17 protein-coding genes are annotated in these 16,839 nt (G+C 33.8%); 11 read left to right on the top strand and 6 right to left on the bottom strand.

Features of this window, described 5'->3' with window-relative positions:
- Nucleotides 1–6: 6 nt before the first annotated feature.
- The 7 genes from bioA (at nucleotide 7) to B8963_RS05645 (ending at nucleotide 7,217) form a co-directional block, all read left to right on the top strand.
- Nucleotides 7–1,275: an adenosylmethionine--8-amino-7-oxononanoate transaminase gene (gene bioA, locus B8963_RS05615; protein WP_084060736.1), complete on the top strand. Its 1,269-nt coding sequence runs from the start codon at nucleotides 7–9 to the stop codon at nucleotides 1,273–1,275.
- 11 nt (nucleotides 1,276–1,286) lie between these two features.
- Nucleotides 1,287–2,447 (top strand): beta-ketoacyl synthase N-terminal-like domain-containing protein, encoded by a 1,161-nt coding sequence (locus tag B8963_RS05620; protein WP_084060419.1) that lies wholly within the window; start codon nucleotides 1,287–1,289, stop codon nucleotides 2,445–2,447.
- A 17-nt stretch (nucleotides 2,448–2,464) separates the two neighbouring features.
- Nucleotides 2,465–3,043: a hypothetical protein gene (locus B8963_RS05625; RefSeq protein ID WP_084060420.1), complete on the top strand. Its 579-nt coding sequence runs from the start codon at nucleotides 2,465–2,467 to the stop codon at nucleotides 3,041–3,043.
- A 4-nt stretch (nucleotides 3,044–3,047) separates the two neighbouring features.
- Nucleotides 3,048–4,493 carry a flotillin family protein gene (locus B8963_RS05630; protein WP_084060421.1) on the top strand — a complete coding sequence of 482 codons (1,446 nt, stop codon included), beginning with the start codon at nucleotides 3,048–3,050 and terminating at the stop codon, nucleotides 4,491–4,493.
- A gap of 131 nt (nucleotides 4,494–4,624) precedes the next feature.
- Nucleotides 4,625–5,716 carry a biotin synthase BioB gene (bioB, locus tag B8963_RS05635; protein ID WP_084060422.1) on the top strand — a complete coding sequence of 364 codons (1,092 nt, stop codon included), beginning with the start codon at nucleotides 4,625–4,627 and terminating at the stop codon, nucleotides 5,714–5,716.
- Between the two features lie 83 nt (nucleotides 5,717–5,799).
- A complete protein-coding gene (locus B8963_RS05640) occupies nucleotides 5,800–6,657 on the top strand; it encodes a cupin-like domain-containing protein (protein WP_084060423.1) in 858 nt (285 codons plus the stop codon).
- A gap of 65 nt (nucleotides 6,658–6,722) precedes the next feature.
- Nucleotides 6,723–7,217 carry a DUF6646 family protein gene (locus tag B8963_RS05645; protein ID WP_084060424.1) on the top strand — a complete coding sequence of 165 codons (495 nt, stop codon included), beginning with the start codon at nucleotides 6,723–6,725 and terminating at the stop codon, nucleotides 7,215–7,217.
- 48 nt (nucleotides 7,218–7,265) lie between these two features.
- Here the strand turns inward: B8963_RS05645 and B8963_RS05650 are convergent, their stop codons facing one another.
- The 4 genes from B8963_RS05650 to B8963_RS05665 all read right to left on the bottom strand — a co-directional run bounded on the left by B8963_RS05650 (nucleotide 7,266) and on the right by B8963_RS05665 (nucleotide 10,601).
- The gene (locus B8963_RS05650) at nucleotides 7,266–7,742 is read right to left on the bottom strand and encodes a regulatory protein RecX (RefSeq protein WP_084060425.1); all 477 of its coding nucleotides are present in this window, start codon (nucleotides 7,740–7,742) and stop codon (nucleotides 7,266–7,268) included.
- A 2-nt stretch (nucleotides 7,743–7,744) separates the two neighbouring features.
- Nucleotides 7,745–8,398, bottom strand: a complete 654-nt coding sequence (def, locus tag B8963_RS05655; RefSeq protein WP_084060426.1) for a peptide deformylase — start codon at nucleotides 8,396–8,398, stop codon at nucleotides 7,745–7,747.
- An 83-nt stretch (nucleotides 8,399–8,481) separates the two neighbouring features.
- Nucleotides 8,482–10,032 (bottom strand): Rne/Rng family ribonuclease, encoded by a 1,551-nt coding sequence (locus tag B8963_RS05660; RefSeq protein WP_084060737.1) that lies wholly within the window; start codon nucleotides 10,030–10,032, stop codon nucleotides 8,482–8,484.
- 278 nt (nucleotides 10,033–10,310) lie between these two features.
- Nucleotides 10,311–10,601 (bottom strand): HU family DNA-binding protein, encoded by a 291-nt coding sequence (locus B8963_RS05665; protein WP_013549904.1) that lies wholly within the window; start codon nucleotides 10,599–10,601, stop codon nucleotides 10,311–10,313.
- Between the two features lie 126 nt (nucleotides 10,602–10,727).
- Between B8963_RS05665 and mutY the strand changes: the two genes are divergently transcribed.
- Genes mutY through gldD form a run of 4 tightly spaced genes read left to right on the top strand, consistent with a single transcriptional unit; the run spans nucleotide 10,728 to nucleotide 14,170 of the window.
- The gene (mutY, locus tag B8963_RS05670) at nucleotides 10,728–11,771 is read left to right on the top strand and encodes an A/G-specific adenine glycosylase (protein WP_084060427.1); all 1,044 of its coding nucleotides are present in this window, start codon (nucleotides 10,728–10,730) and stop codon (nucleotides 11,769–11,771) included.
- Nucleotides 11,772–11,795: 24 nt separating this feature from the next.
- Nucleotides 11,796–12,266 (top strand): single-stranded DNA-binding protein, encoded by a 471-nt coding sequence (locus tag B8963_RS05675; protein WP_084060428.1) that lies wholly within the window; start codon nucleotides 11,796–11,798, stop codon nucleotides 12,264–12,266.
- Nucleotides 12,267–12,288: 22 nt separating this feature from the next.
- A complete protein-coding gene (locus B8963_RS05680) occupies nucleotides 12,289–13,617 on the top strand; it encodes a gliding motility-associated protein GldE (protein ID WP_084060429.1) in 1,329 nt (442 codons plus the stop codon).
- Nucleotides 13,607–14,170, top strand: coding sequence for a gliding motility lipoprotein GldD (gene gldD / locus B8963_RS05685; RefSeq protein ID WP_084060430.1), 564 nt, complete (start codon nucleotides 13,607–13,609; stop codon nucleotides 14,168–14,170). The genes B8963_RS05680 and gldD overlap by 11 nt, the downstream gene beginning before the upstream one ends.
- A gap of 10 nt (nucleotides 14,171–14,180) precedes the next feature.
- On the opposite strand, the gene B8963_RS05690 is transcribed toward gldD, so the two are convergent.
- Together B8963_RS05690 and B8963_RS05695 are read right to left on the bottom strand one after the other, a co-directional pair.
- Nucleotides 14,181–14,597: a hypothetical protein gene (locus B8963_RS05690; protein ID WP_084060431.1), complete on the bottom strand. Its 417-nt coding sequence runs from the start codon at nucleotides 14,595–14,597 to the stop codon at nucleotides 14,181–14,183.
- Between the two features lie 167 nt (nucleotides 14,598–14,764).
- Nucleotides 14,765–16,834 (bottom strand): M16 family metallopeptidase, encoded by a 2,070-nt coding sequence (locus B8963_RS05695; RefSeq protein WP_084060432.1) that lies wholly within the window; start codon nucleotides 16,832–16,834, stop codon nucleotides 14,765–14,767.
- Between the last annotated feature and the right edge of the window lie 5 nt (nucleotides 16,835–16,839).

Below are 16,839 nucleotides of genomic sequence, written 5' to 3' on the forward strand. Positions count from 1 at the left end.
GTACTATTGAAAAATATTTCTGAAAGAGATAAAAAGCATATTTGGCACCCGCTTACACAGCATAAATTACATTCCCAAATGCTTGGTATCACCAAGGCAAAAGGTTGTGTATTGTATGATGAAGAGGGTAAGGAGTATATAGACGGAATTTCATCCTGGTACACCAGTGTGTATGGGCATTGTAACGATTTTATAATCGAAAAGGTATATGCGCAAATGCAACAATTAGACCAGGTTGTATTTAGTGGATTTACTCATGAACCTGCGGTTAAATTATCCGAAGAGTTAATAAAAATATTACCATCAAATCAACAGAAATTATTTTTCTCTGACAACGGATCTACTGCCACCGAGATAGGTATAAAAATGGCATTGCAGTATCATTTTAATAAAGGAGAAAAAAAGAATGTATTTCTAGCTTTTGATGATGCTTTTCATGGCGATACATTTGGCGCGATGTCTGTTTCTGGTTTGTCAGTTTATAATGGTCCGTTTGAAGATTTTTTTATTGCTGTAGAACGTGTAAAAACACCTACACAAGAAAATATTAGTTCCATTTTAGAACAGCTAGAACAGCGTTTACAGAAAAATGATATTGCTGGGTTTATCTATGAACCGTTAATTCAAGGAGCTGCGGCTATGCAAATGCATGATCCTGAAGGATTAGAGAAAATAGTAACACTTTTAAAAAGCTATGGTGTAATTACCGTTGCAGATGAAGTAATGACCGGATTTGGAAAAACAGGTAAGTATTTTGCATCTGATCATCTTTCGGTAAAGCCAGATGTTATGTGTATGTCTAAAGCTTTAACCGCAGGATTAGTGCCAATGGCGGTAACAAGCTGTACGCAGCAAATTTATGACGCTTTTTATAGTAATGAAATTTCAAAGGGACTCTTTCATGGGCATACCTATACGGCAAATCCATTGGCTTGTACTGCTGCATTGGCTGGAATAGCGTTACTGAAATCCGAAGAAATTCAGCAAAATATTCAGCGTATAATAACTTCCCATAAAAAGTTTGATGCTGAAATAAAAAATAACCCTAAAGTGGCACGAACAAGACAAACAGGAACCATATATGCTTTGGATTTAAATATTGAAATGGAGCGTTATGGAAATTTACGTGATAAATTAATGAACCACTTTATGCAGAACGGTGTATTTTTACGGCCATTAGGGAATACTATTTATATTTCCGCTCCTTATGTAATTACTAAAGAGCAAATGCAGAAAATATACGATACTATAAAGTCTGTTTTAACTATTATTTAGAAGCCTTTAATTTGACAGAACAAATTTCCATCACCGCAATTTCATCTATTTCTCCCTTGGGAATTTCTCCTAAAGAAATTTGGAATGCTTATTTAAATGATACTAGTCTACTAACGAAGCAAAATTTTGATAACGAAAGTGTTTGGGTTGGGACACTTACTAGAGAAGGTAAAAGAATTGTTGAGGTATTAAAAGAGTCAGATAGTAAATATAGAAATCTTGATGAGAGTGTTTTATATGCTATGCTTGTAGCACGTAACGCAATGCAAATGGCAGGGTGGGTTTCAGGAGATAATTTTGGTATAAATATAGGTTCATCGAGGGGGGCAACCACATTATTTGAAAAATACCATAAGGAATTTTTAAGTAGTGGAAATTCTTCAACATTAGCATCACCTACAACAACTTTAGGTAATATTTCTTCATGGATAGCCCATGATTTGCAGACTCAAGGACCAGAAATATCGCATTCCATAACCTGTTCAACAGCGTTACATTCGCTATTAAACGGCATAGCTTGGTTAAAAAGTGGAATGGCCGAAAAATTTATGGTCGGCGGTAGTGAGGCACCATTAACACCTTTTACAATCGCCCAAATAAAAGCACTAAAAATTTATTCTAAAGAAGAAATGGCATATCCATGTCGTGCCTTCGATATGAATAAAAGATTAAATTCTATGGTTTTAGGAGAAGGCGCATCAATAGCATGTCTTGAAAAAGGTATTCCTGAAAATGCGCTAGCGGTAATAGAAGGGATGGGTTATGCCACAGAAATATTGGAGCATAATATTTCTATTTCAACAGATGCAATTTGTTTTCAACGTTCCATGAAAATGGCATTAAAAGATACAAACCCCGATGATGTAGATGTTATTGTCATGCATGCACCAGGAACCATTAAAGGAGATGAATCAGAACTAAACGCCATCGAAAAAATATTTTGTAACAAAAAACTATTTTGCACTACAAATAAATGGAAGATAGGTCACACATTTGGTGCTTCAGGTATGTTGAGTTTAGAACTTGCTGTTCTCATGTTGCAACATCAAAAAGCCATAAAAGTACCCTTTGTAACGTATAACAATGTGCCAGATAAAATCTCTAAAGTACTTGTAAATGCTGTTGGTTTTGGAGGAAATGCGGTGAGTATTTTATTAAAGAAAGTAATTTAACCAATTAAACTAAAAATATGGAACAATGGTTTGAAGCATTAGTATTATTTGAAAGAGTATACTGGATTATTGCAGGAGTGGCCTCGGCAATATTTTTAGTGCTTTTGGTAATTACGTTACTTGGTGGCGATAGTGATACCGTAGAAGGGGATGTTGACACAGAGATTGAAGGCGATACAGGCATACACTTTCAATTTTTATCTTTTAAAAATTTAATAGGATTTTTAACTATTTTCGGATGGTCGGGAATCGCAGCGTTACATGCAGAATTACCAAAATTTGCAGTAGTTTTAATTTCAGTGATTTGTGGATTGTTAATGATGATAGCCATGGCATCTTTGTTTTATTATCTTGCAAAATTACAGAGCAGTGGTACATTGAAATTAACTAATGCTATTAACCAAGTTGGTGAAGTGTACCTTACTATTGGTGCAAATCGTTCTAAAATAGGAAAGGTAAGTATCACGGTACAAGGAACATTGAGAGAGCTGGATGCACTTACCGAAGAAAACGCAGATTTGCATCAAGGAAATGTTGTTCGTGTATCGAAAATTACAGATAACGGAATTTTAATTGTTGAATTACTAAATAAATAACCATATGCTATTACTATTACCCTTACAATTAAGTAGCGGAAGCGCCACATTGCTAACCATTGGTTTTGCAATTTTATTTTTCTTTATCATAATCATTTCATTCATCCGCAGGTATAAACGTTGTCCTTCGGATCGTATTTTGGTTGTTTATGGTAAAGTAGGTTCAGGTAACTCTGCACGATGTATTCATGGTGGAGCGGCATTTATTTGGCCAGTAATTCAAGATTATGAATTTTTAGATTTAACGCCTATTTCTATAGAAGTTAACTTGGTTAATGCGTTAAGTAAGCAAAATATTCGTGTAAATGTCCCATCCAGATTCACTATAGGTATTTCTACAGAACCAGGAATTATGCAAAATGCTGCCGAGCGTTTGTTGGGTCAAGGTATGCAAGAAGTTCAAGATTTAGCAAAGGAGATTATTTTTGGACAATTACGTTTGGTGGTTGCATCAATGGATATTGAAGAAATCAACTCCGATAGAGATAAGTTTTTGACCAACATATCTCAGAGTGTTGAATCAGAACTAAAGAAAGTAGGTTTAAAGTTAATCAACGTAAACATTACTGATATTGTTGATGAATCTGGCTATATAGAGGCTCTAGGAAAAGAAGCAGCAGCACATGCTATAAATGCTGCTCGTAAATCTGTTGCGGAAAAAAACAGAGACGGGTCTATTGGTGAGGCAAATGCATTGCAAGATGAGCGTACTCAGGTAGCAGCTGCAAATGCGCAGGCAGTTGAAGGGGAAAACATCGCAAAAATCAATGTAGCAAATTCAGATTCATTACGTCGTCAAAGAGAGGCAGAAGCAGAACGTACAGCGATTGCAGCAGAAAAAGTACAGGCAGCTAAAGCACTAGAGGAATCTTATGCAGCAGAGAAAGATGCAGAACTTGCAAGAGCCGAACGTGTACGTAGTTCGCAAATGGCAGATATTGTTGTCCCTGCAGAAATAGATAAGAAAAAGGTAGAAATTGATGCCGAGGCCGACGCGGAACGTACAAGACGTATTGCCAAAGGTGAAGCTGATGCAATACTTTTTAAAGCGCAAGCTGAAGCACAAGGGATACTGGAAGTTTTGACCAAACAAGCAAAAGGATTGGATGAAATTGTAAAAGCTGCTGGTAATAATCCAAAAGAAGCGGTGTTATTATTAATTGCCGACAAATTACCAGAATTAGTAAAGTTACAATCGGAAGCTATTAAAAACATTAAAATTGATAAAGTTACTGTTTGGGACTCAGGAGCAAAATCTACTGATGGAAAAGGGTCAACTGCTAATTTTATCTCAGGAATGTATAAGTCGGTACCGCCATTACAAGAAATGTTTAACATGGCAGGTATGCAATTGCCAGAATACTTAAAAGGGAAAGATTTAGATAGTGAAGAAGTACAAGAAGCAATTAAAAAAGCGAGTACTTCTAAAAAGAAGGATACCGAAGAGTAATTTATACTATTTAGCGAGTATTTAGGTCCTGTTGCTATTTATTGCAACAGGGCTTTTTTATAAACAAGAATTTCTTTTTTGGGATTTGAATTACAAATAGGTTATTTTTGAGCCTGATTTAATTGAGCTACATGAGCGAGACAAGACACAACTGGACAAAACAAGAAATACTTGATATCTATAACAAACCTATGATGGAGTTGTTGTATGATGCCGCAACTATACATAGAAAAAATCATGATCCAAATACGGTTCAGGTTTCCACATTATTATCTATAAAAACAGGCGGATGCCCAGAAGATTGCGGTTATTGTCCGCAAGCAGCTCGTTATCACACGGGTGTAGAAGGTAATGATCTAATGACTGTTCCACATGTAAAAGCACAAGCATTAAGAGCAAAAGCATCTGGTAGTTCTAGAGTATGCATGGGTGCCGCTTGGCGTAACGTAAAAGACGGACCAGAATTTGATCAAGTTTTAGAGATGGTACGTACTATAAACAAGCTAGATATGGAAGTTTGTTGTACCCTTGGTATGATTACTGAAAATCAAGCAAAACGTTTAGCTGAAGCTGGCTTATATGCTTACAATCACAATTTAGATACTTCAGAAGATTATTATAAAGATGTAATTTCCACTAGAGCATTCGAGGATCGATTAGATACCATTAGTAATGTGCGTAAAACAAACGTAACTGTTTGTAGTGGTGGTATTATTGGAATGGGAGAAAAGTTAGAAGATAGAGCAGGAATGTTAGTTGCTTTAGCATCTCTTAATCCTCAACCAGAATCTGTACCAATTAATGCCTTAGTTGCTGTTGAAGGAACGCCAATGGAAGATATTGAGCCTATTGCAATTTGGGATATGATTAGAATGGTTGCAACCACTAGAATTGTAATGCCAGAAACGCAAGTAAGACTATCTGCTGGTAGAACAGAAATGAGTAGAGAAGGTCAGGCTATGTGTTTCTTTGCTGGTGCAAACTCCATATTTGCTGGTGATAAATTGCTAACAACTCCAAATCCTGATGTAAATGATGATATGGAGATGTTTAAACTATTAGGTTTAAACCCGCAAAAACCATTTACAAAAGTATCACAGCCAAAAACTGTTGAGGCAGTAGATTCAGCGTTTCAACCATTAGGAGAAAAACCAAAATGGACAAGACCAGGTCATACTATTGAGCGAAACGAAGCTGCAAAGAATAAAGCAAAAATATCTTAATTTAACTTTTTGCTAGTGTAAAGAAGTAAACGTAGCGTGGTTATTTTACTGTAGAAATGTAATTTTATAAAAAATAAGAAGCATTGAAATTACAAGATATACCTAGGGTAGCACATATTACAAAAGAAGAATTTGTAAAGAATTTTTATAAACCACAAAAACCTGTGGTTATTGAAAAATTCATTGAAGACTGGCCAGCTTATTCTAAATGGAACTTAGAATACATAAAGTCTATTGCTGGGGATAAAATAGTTCCGCTATATGATGATCGTCCGGTTAGTTATAAGGATGGTTTCAATCAGCCTCATGCGAAAATGCAAATGGCAGATTACATAGATTTACTTCAAAAAGAACCTACCAAATTTCGCATTTTTCTTTGGAATATTTTAAAAGAAGTCCCCGCATTGCAAGCCGATTTTAAATATCCTGATTTTGGTTTAAAGCTATTGAAAGGCTTGCCAATGTTATTTTTTGGAGGTACAGATTCTTATACCTTTATGCATTATGATATTGATCTGGCAAATATTTTCCATTTTCATTTTCAGGGAAGAAAAGAAATAATTCTTTTTGATCAGGCACAAAATAAGCATTTGTATAAAGTGCCGCACTCTTTAATTACCCATGAAAGTATAGATTTTTCCAATCCAGACCTGAATAAATGGCCCGCTCTAAAAAATGCAAATGGCTATAAAACCTATTTAGAACACGGCGAAGTTTTATATATACCTGAAGGCTATTGGCATTACATGAAATATATTACCCCTGGTTTTTCTATGAGTTTACGTGCTATGGCCCGAAACCCTAAAAACCTCAGTAAAGCAGCCTATAATATTTTATTTATGCGTTATTATGACACGTTGATGCGTAGAATTCAAGGGCAGAAATGGATAGATAATAAAAATCAGAGAGCTATAAACCAAACAAATGCGTATATACAATAAGGTAATTCGTACAGAATAGGTATCTTTGCGCCCTTAAAATAATATACAAACAAAAAAATAATCAAATGAAAAAAGTAGTAATCGTTTTAATAATGGTATTAAGTGTTTCTTTCGTAAATGCGCAAGCTTATGATGGAAAGGATGATGCTAAATTTCAAATAGGAGCGAATTTTCAAGAAAATGGTACTGGAATCGTGGTTACTTATGATTACGGAATGGGAGAAAATTTTTCAATAGGAGCTTCTACATCTTATATTTTAGGAGTAGAAGAAGCAATTGATGCCGATTTTGGTAATAGATTTGACCTAAAGGCTAGATTTAATGCAAATCTTGGTAGTGTTATGCAATTACCATCTAATGTTGATGTTTATCCTGGGTTAAATTTAGGATTAAAGAATTTTGGTGGCCATTTAGGTGTACGTTATTTTTTTAGTGATGGTTTTGGATTGTTTACTGAAGCCTCTACGCCTTTCGCAAAATATAAAAGTGATGATTTAACTCCTGCTGAAAAATTACACAATCAGTTTGTGTTTAGCTTTGGGGCTACTTTTAATCTTTAAACATACAGAATATTTTAAAAGGCGGTAATTGTAAAATTGCCGCCTTTTTTATTTTATAAGCTCTGTAATTTTTTCATAAACTAAATGACTTTCCCATCCACGATAAAGAAGATAATCGGCAAGTTTTTTTCTTCTTTTTTGAATATTTTTTTCTCGAATGGCTTCTAGTCTTTTTTCTGCGAGCAAATTTAGGGTGTTTAAATACTCATTTTCATCGATCTCCTTTAGCGCTGAGGTAATATTGTATTTAGATATGTCGCGCATTTTTAGCTCGTTTACAATGCGTTTTTTACCCCACTTTTTAATGTTGAATTTACCGCGTGCATAACTTTTAGCAAAGCGTTCTTCATTTAAAAAATTCTCTTGAATTAAATGGCCTATTATTTGGTCAATAGCTCTAGGGATCATTCCCATTTCCCGTAGTTTGTTTGCTACTTCTTTATGACAGCGGTCCTGATAGGCACAATAATTTTCAATCTTTTTTTTTGCTTCGTCAAGAGTATAAGAGGGCTGTGCATTTTTCATTTTCAATTAACTTTTGCATCTTCCATTTCTAGTTGTAGATGATCTAAATATAGTATTCCGTTTAGATGATCTATCTCGTGTTGAAAAATTACTGCAGTAAAATCTTCTATTGTTTCGGTAGTGTGAGTACCATCCATTTTGTCATATTCAATTAAAATGGAGTACGCTCTAGAATTTAATATTTCACTCCGATTAGGAATAGAAAGGCAACCTTCTTTGCGAGTTTGTTTTTTCTTGGAATACTCAATAATTCTTGGATTTAAATAGACTTCAAAAGGTAAATCTTCTTTGTCGAAACGTTGTACCCAGATAATATTCTTTAACACCCCGACTTGTGGAGCTGCTATACCTACTCCAAGTGACATGCTATCGCGAACGGTAGCAAATAAACGGTTTACAAATAGTTTCAATTCTGGATCATTAGGATTAACCTTTACTATTTCACTCTTTTTTCTAAGTAAAATGGAATCTAAAAGATTATTTATTTTATATACCCTCATGGGTTGTGTGCTATCACCATTTCTAATAAGAGCCAGTTGCTCTTTAGAAAAGTTGGATTTAGTTTTGGGTAATTTTAATGCTGTTTTCGAAGACTTACAACTAAGTAATAGAATAGAAGTTAAAAAGAGTAAATATAGAATACGATGTATTTTCATTAAGCTAATAGATTTGTTGCTAATATACTAAAACCAAATAAGCGTAAACAAAAAAAGCGACCCTCGAGAAAGGGTCGCTTTTTTTAGTATATGGTTTTACCGTCTTTGTTTTTAAAACGATATTCTAGATACGTGTACGCATCTCTGGGTTGTATTTTAATCCATTTTTTATATTCTAAGAACCACTTAGAACGTATTGATGGAAAACCTTTTGTAAGGTAGGCTGCGATAAATGGATGAATGTTTAATGTAATACCATTATCCTTTGCTGGTCCGTTTAAAAGTTTTTCTAGATCAGCATTTATTTTATCAATTAAAACAATAGGAGCTTCTACTTCCTGGCCTTTTTGGTTAGGATCTTCTTCTGTTGTTTTAATATTCATTTCGGGCCTAACCCTTTGTCTTGTAATTTGTATAAGTCCAAACTTACTAGGAGGCAAAATCTTATGTTTTGCACGATCATCTTTCATTTCATCTCTCAGATGGTCAAATAGTTTTCTTCTATTTTCTCCTTTGGTCATATCTATAAAATCCACAACAATAATTCCACCCATATCACGAAGACGCAATTGTCTTGCAATTTCAGAGGCGGCCAATAGGTTTACCTCTAATGCGGTATCTTCTTGGTTTTTTGCTTTGTTGGATCTGTTTCCACTGTTTACGTCTACAACATGTAGCGCTTCAGTATGCTCAATGATTAGATAAGCACCTTTGCTCATTGCCGCTGTGCGACCAAATGAAGTTTTTATTTGGCGTTCTATTCCGAATTTTTCAAAAATAGGAACGGAATTGTCACTATACAATTTAACAATAGATTCTTTTTCTGGGGCAATTTCTGCCACATAATCTTTTACTTGCTCGTACAGCGCCTCATCATCAACATGAATCCCTGTGAAAGAATCATTAAAAACATCTCTTAATATAGAGGATGCTCTGTTTAGTTCAACTAAAACTTTAGATGGGTGCGGAGCTTTGTACAATTTTTTACACATTACTGACCATTTTGCCAGTAAGTTTTGTAGATCTTTGTCGAGTTCTGCGACTTTTTTGCCTTCTGCAACTGTTCTTATAATAACACCAAATCCTTTAGGTTTTATACTTTTTACAAGTCTTTTTAACCTTTCTTTTTCTTCTCCGCTTTCTATTTTCTGTGAAACAGAAACACGATCAGAAAAAGGCACCATAACTAAGTAACGCCCAGCAATAGATAATTCTGAGCTAATTCTTGGTCCTTTGGTGGATATTGGTTCTTTAACAATTTGCACTAATAAAGATTGGTTTGCTTTTATTACATCAGCAATAGCACCATCTTTATTGATGTCTTCTTCAAATGGAAAGTCTTTTAAAGAAAAATCTTTTAATTTTCCTGAGCTTACTTGTTTTATAAATTTTAACTGAGTAGATAGCTGTGGTCCTAAATCGTGGTAATGCAGAAAAGCATCTTTTTCATAACCCACGTTTACAAAGGCAGCATTTAATCCAGTAACTGGTTTTCTTACTTTGGCAATAAATATATCGCCAACAGAAAAATTATTACTGTCTTCTACTTTTTGTAGCTCTGTTAATTTTCCATCTTTTAATAAGGCAAAATCGACGGTATCGGAACTAGATCTTACGATTAATTCTCTATTCACCTGAATCAATTTTTATTCATTTGCTTAAAAATAACACTTAAGGGTGTTTAGCAAATAAATGATTAAACAATGTTTAATGCAGGATTTTGTTTGCCTGCTGAAATTCGCTTACAAATTTCGATGTCAATGAACGTACTAAAATGAAAAAGTAGTTGATACAACTACTTTTTCTTGTGACGGTTAGCTCTTCTACGCTTCTTGCGCTTGTGTGTAGCTACCTTATGTCTTTTTCTTTTCTTACCACTTGGCATAAAACTATACTTTTAAGATTAATATTTTTATTTTACTTCAACGTTACTTTTAACACTTTCTACAAAAACCTTTGCAGGTTTGAAAGAAGGTATATTGTGAGCAGGAATTTTAATAGTAGTATTCTTAGAAATATTTCTACCTGTTTTTTCAGCTCTTGTTTTGATAATAAAACTACCAAAACCTCTTAAATATACATTGTCTCCATTTTCCAATGAATACTTCACCTCTTCCATGAAAGATTCTACAGTTGCCTGCACATCTCCTTTTTCAATTCCCAGTTTTTCTGAGATTCTCGTTACAATATCCGCTTTCGTCATTTTATGTAATAGATTTATCTATGTTTTTTTCGGGTTGCAAATATATAAATTAAAATTCAATCTTCACCTTAAAGAACTTAATTTTAAGCATATAAACTATTACTTTTGATGCTTACTATTTTTTAAATGAATTTTTCGAAAGAAATTCTTGTCTGGTATGCCCAAAATAAAAGGGATCTTCCGTGGAGAAACACCACGAATCCCTACAACATTTGGTTGTCTGAAATTATGTTACAACAAACCAGAGTTGCTCAAGGTACACCTTATTATTTAAGTTTTGTAGAAAATTTCCCAACGGTTCATGATCTCGCCAATGCAAATGAGGAACAAATATTAAAGCTATGGCAGGGGCTAGGGTATTATTCAAGAGCAAGAAATTTACATACGACTGCAAAAATTATAGCTAATCAATACAAAGGCAAATTTCCGAATAGCTATAAAGAGCTGCTAAAATTAAAAGGTATAGGGGATTATACGGCTAGCGCCATTGCGTCTATAAGTTTTAATATTCCAGAACCTGTGGTTGATGGTAATGTATATAGAGTGCTATCTCGTTTTTTTGGCATAGATATACCTATTAATAGTACAGAGGGTATAAATTACTTTAAAACACTGGCACATGAAGTTATGGATAGCGCCAATATTCGCGATTATAATCAAGGTATTATGGAGTTTGGGGCTATACAGTGCTCACCAAGAAATCCAGATTGTGAAAAATGTCCGTTAAGCAGTGCTTGTGTTGCCTTGAAGAATAATCAGGTTAACGATTTGCCTGTCAAAATAAAAAAAACAACAGTAAAAAAGCGTTACTTTAACTACCTTGTTATTAAAGATAGAGAAGATAAAATTATTCTAGAACAGAGATTGGGTAAAGGAATTTGGCAAAATATGTATCAATTTCCGCTAATAGAATCTGATAAGGATTTTAAACTAAAAGATACTGAGGTGCAGAAAAAACTAGAAAAATTTTCAAATGATGCTATAAGTTTTGAAATGTACTTGTATAATAGTGAAAAAATCATCCATAAATTATCGCATCAACACCTATTTACCAGTTTTTGGATTATAGATTTTAACGGAAAATTAAATGATGGAATAGAAGTTTCGGAAATAGTAAAGTATCCTGTTCCAGTTTTAATTGCAGATTTTATTAAAACGTTTAATTTTTAGTATTTTTGACAAAATATTTTTGATATGAGCGGTACATTAAATAAGGTGATGTTAATAGGTCATCTAGGAGATGAAGTGAAGATTCACTATTTTGATGGTGGTAATTGTATTGCGCGTTTTCCTTTAGCAACTAACGAAACCTATACTAACAGACAAACAGGCGAAAAAGTTTCAAATACAGACTGGCATAATATTGTTATCAGAAACAAAGCTGCCGAAGTTTGTGAAAAATACCTAAGCAAGGGTGATAAGATTTATGTTGAAGGAAGATTAAAAAATAGACAATGGCAAGGTGAAGATGGACAAACAAGATATACTACTGAAGTTCATGTGCAAGATTTTACTTTTTTAACTACTAAAAAAGAAAGTGTTAGCAATGCTCAAAATAATCCAGCCAATAGCAATGCTCAAAATTCAAATTCAGCAACCACTGCTGCAAATGATTTGGCTTCTTATAATAATGATGCAGAACAAGATGATGATTTACCATTTTAATATTAAACCTAAATTATAACTTTTGGATCCAGACCCCTTTAGGCTATTACTTAATGCTGTTGATTTTGATAGTGCCTTAGTGCTTAAACTAGTTACGCTTATAATTTTGCTGGTATTCTCCGCGCTTATTTCTGGTGCAGAAGTCGCTTTTTTTGGACTTTCGGCAACTGAAGTCAATGAAATAGATCAAGAAAAAACGAGTAAGGGTGGAATTATTGTAAAGCTTTTAGAACGACCTAAAAAGCTATTAGCTACTATATTAATTGGTAATAATGCCATAAATATTGGAATTGTACTATTGTTTAGTTCCATTGGTGATGTCATTTTTTCAACGATAACATATAAAATTTTAGGATTTATCTCCGTTCGTTTCTTACTAGAAGTTGTTGTTGTAACGTTTTTAATTTTAATGTTTGGTGAAATTTTACCTAAAGTTTATGCCAATAGAAATCAGAAAAGCTTTGCACATACTATGGCTTATCCTTTAAAGGTTTTAGATTTTTTATTTACACCTTTGAGCATGCCAATGCGCGCAGCAACAATATATTTGCATAACAAGTTGGGCAAGCAAAAATCTAGTTTAAGTGTAGATCATTTATCCCAAGCGCTTGAGCTTACATCAGAGGGCGATACAACTAAAGAAGAGCAAAAAATATTAGAAGGGATTGTTTCTTTTGGAAACACAGACACTAAGCAAGTAATGCGACCTCGGATAGATATTTTTGCACTAAATTCAGAAATGAAATTTCTAGAAGTGTTAGAAGAAATTAAGAAAAGAGGATATTCTAGAGTGCCTGTTTTTACCGATAATGTAGATAATGTTCAAGGTGTTTTGTATGTAAAAGATTTGCTACCTTATATAGATAGAAAAACTTTTAATTGGATGAGCCTAATTCGAGAACCTTATTTTGTGCCAGAAAATAAAAAGTTAGATGATTTATTATTAGAATTTCAAGACAAAAAAAATCACCTTGCTGTAGTTGTAGATGAATATGGTGGCACATCAGGTATTGTAACTTTAGAAGATATTATCGAAGAAATTGTTGGTGATATTAGTGATGAGTTTGATGATGAAGATTTGGTTTTTTCTAAATTAGATAACCACAATTATTTGTTCGACGGTAAAACTACACTAAAGGATTTTTATCGTGTAATAAAATTGGACAATGAGGATGAGTTCGAAGAAAAGAAAGGGGAGTCCGAAACTATTGCTGGTTTTGTTTTAGAAATAGCAGGTAGTTTTCCGAAAAGAGGAGAAGTAGTATTATTTAAGGAGTATAAATTTATTGTTGAAAGTCTGGATAAAAAAAGACTTAAACAAATTAAAGTAACATTGCCAAATGAAGATTAATAATAGTGTTATAGCCATATTGCTATTATTTTTATTGTCTGTTAGCTGTAAGGAAGAAGTGGTAATACCAAAGCCAAAGGCTATGCTCCGTTTGGAATATCCGATACCAACAGAAGCGCAATTAGAAACTAACAATTTTGTTTTTAATTATAATGAGCAGGCCAATCCAATTATCAAAAATCAAAATGCAGTAGTTTTGGATTACCCTAAAATGAAAGGTTCTATTTTTATTACGTATAAAAAAGTAGATGGCAACCTTAAAAAATTAATTACCGATGCAGAAAGACTTTCTATGGAACACATGAAGAAAGCCGATAATATAGAACATAGAGTTTTTATTAACGAGGATAATAAGGTCTATGGCACATATTTTCAGATTATAGGAGATGCTGCTTCTCAATCTCAGTTTTATGTAACAGATAGCATACAGAATTTTGTTACAGGCTCTGTTTATTTTTACACAAAACCTAATTACGATTCCATTTTGCCAGCTGCAGATTATTTGCAGAATGATATGCGGGCGATTATGGAAACATTACGTTGGAAAAACTAAACCTCCAATTTTACTGTAAAATCGCTTCAGCATTCGAAATGCTAGAATTCATTTGATCACGTAGGGCCTTTACCTTAGCTTCTTCTTCATCTAAAAACTTTTGTTTTTCTGCGGATAAAGCTTTTCCGTTCATAATTTCTTCTCGGTCGAAACGATCCGAAAAACCCTTCATCCAATCAAACATGGCCTTATTGGCATCTTTTAAATCTTGACTAGCTTTTATGTAGGTTTCTGTAGAGTCTCCAGCCTGTATTTTTGCGTCTAACTGACTTATTAATTTGCTTATGCTACTCATTTTAGGCATAACTTCGTCATGTACCGCCATAACTTGTTGCATTTGAGTCTGCGTCTGACTTTTTTCATTGTCTTTGCAAGAAAAAAATAGGACTGAAAATAATGAAACAGATAAGATTAAAAGTTTTTTCATAATGCTCTTTTTTGGCTGATATAAAGATACCACAAGTTTTATTTTTACTCAAAAGCATTATGCTTTTTTAATCAATACGAAAATAAATTTTCGGGCATAAGAATAAAAAAAACTCCCAACCTTATTGCTAAGATTGGGAGTTTTTAAACCTTTATTTAGGTGTCTAATTATTCAAAATCAGCATCTGATACACCTTCATTTACTTTAATTGATTTAACAATAAAATCAATTTTTTGAGGCCCCATTGATTGTGTTAAAGTAAAAGGAAACAATATTCCACCCACTTCTTTATACTCTGAAAAATTAAAAGTACTGCTCATTTTTTGCCCGTTCATTTCAGCAGTTACAACGTCTTGTAATTTAAGACCAGTGGCTACATCATAGAACGAAGCTTTTTCGTCAGAAATTTTTACTTTATAGGCTTTTTTACCATCAACCTGCTCGATTCCTTCAAGTGAAATAGCATCCGAAGAATAGTTTAGTTCTGCAAACGGTGAGGATTCAGCTTTGATTTTTGCAATTTCAGTAGCATCTAAATCTTTTCTTTGTCCTTGCATGACCATATATCCAGAATCACCATCTAAAACTTGCTTACTCATAGAATTACCCATCATTTGCACATCTTGCATAAATTGACCATTGGTAGTTTTCTTAATTTCAAGATTTAATTTCATTCCCTGAACTTCTGCTTCAGCTGACATTGAGAACATAGTTACCGCAGTAAGTTTGTCTTTTCCTCCAATGGCCTTTATGTAGTTGTCAATAACACTTTGCGCAGAAACACCTTCGGGTAGTGCAGCATCATAATTTGGCTTTTCAGCAGCATTTACCATTTTATCGTAATATTTAATAGGAACTGCTTTGCCATTAAAGGTCACTTTTTCAAGGTTTTCTAATACCTCGCTACCTTTCCCAGCAATTACAATTCTAGCTTTATCTGTGGTAAAGTATTTTTGAGCTGCTTTTTGAACATCTTCGATTGTTACAGCATTTATGCGCTCTAAATAGGTTTTGTAATAATCTTTAGGTAAATTTTCAGTTTCAATATTTAAGGCATAACCTGCAATAGTTTCAGGGCGCTCTAAAGCCATAATGAAACGACCAATATATTTCGCTTTGGTATTTTTTAAATCATCGGCAGAAACAGGCGTTGTTCTTATTTTGTCGATTTCTTTTAAAATTTCTACTACAGAACTATCAGTAACGGCATTTCTAACCTGAGCTGTGGCTCTAAATCTAGAAGGCGCATACTTATCATTTCCAATGCTGGAATATGACCCATAGGTGTACCCTTTGTCTTCTCTAAGATTCAAGAATAATCGGCCTTCACCACCACCACCAAGAATTTGGTTGGTGATTAATGCTGGAAAATAATCAGCATCACTCATTTTTAGATCTACTAAACTTTCTACGGCAATTTCTGACTGTACCGCATTAGGCACATCAATAAAATTTATTTGCGTGTATTGTGCATCAGTTGGTTTAGAAAATTGAAAAGAAGGAGGTGTTGCTTTTGTCCAAGGAGTAAAGTTTTTCTTTACTAATTTTTCAACCTCTTTTAAATTTACATCTCCAATAACAATTAAATAAGCATTTGCAGGAACAAAGTAATTAGAATAAAACTTTTGAACATCGGCAAGTGTTATATTATTTACAGTTTCTGGCGTCGTAAATTCTCCATAAGGATGATCTTTTCCGTATGCTAAAGCAGATTGCGCTCTACTAGCAATAGATGCAACATCTTTTTCTTGAGTTTTTAATCCAGTAAGAATTTTTTCTTTTTCTTTATCAAATTCTACTTGTGAAAAATTAGGGTTAATTGCGGCATCTGCCATCAATTCTAAAATTCTTGGGAAGTATTTTGATAACGAGCTAGCAAATGCACTTTGCGAACCAAAGTTTATACGAGCACCTAAAAAGTCTACTTCTTCATTAAAGGCATCTTTTGTAATGGTTTTAGAACCATTTCCTAATAGGCTAGAAACAAAAGAACTTACTCCAGCTTTATCGCCTTCGGCAATTGGTGGATTGTCTATTCTTAATTGTATAGATACTCTTGGAAGTTTGTGGTTTTCAACCACCAATACTTTTAAACCATTTTTAAGCTCAAAACGTTGTGGTTCTTTTAAATTTATTTCTGGAGCAGGGCCTGATTTAGGCATTACACTCCTATCTATCTGCGCGGTTGTAATTAAAGCAAAAAGCGCAAAAACTAATGTTGTAAATATTTTTTTCATATGTG

The sequence above is a fragment of the Cellulophaga tyrosinoxydans genome (genome assembly GCF_900176415.1).
Lineage (GTDB): Bacteria > Bacteroidota > Bacteroidia > Flavobacteriales > Flavobacteriaceae > Cellulophaga > Cellulophaga tyrosinoxydans.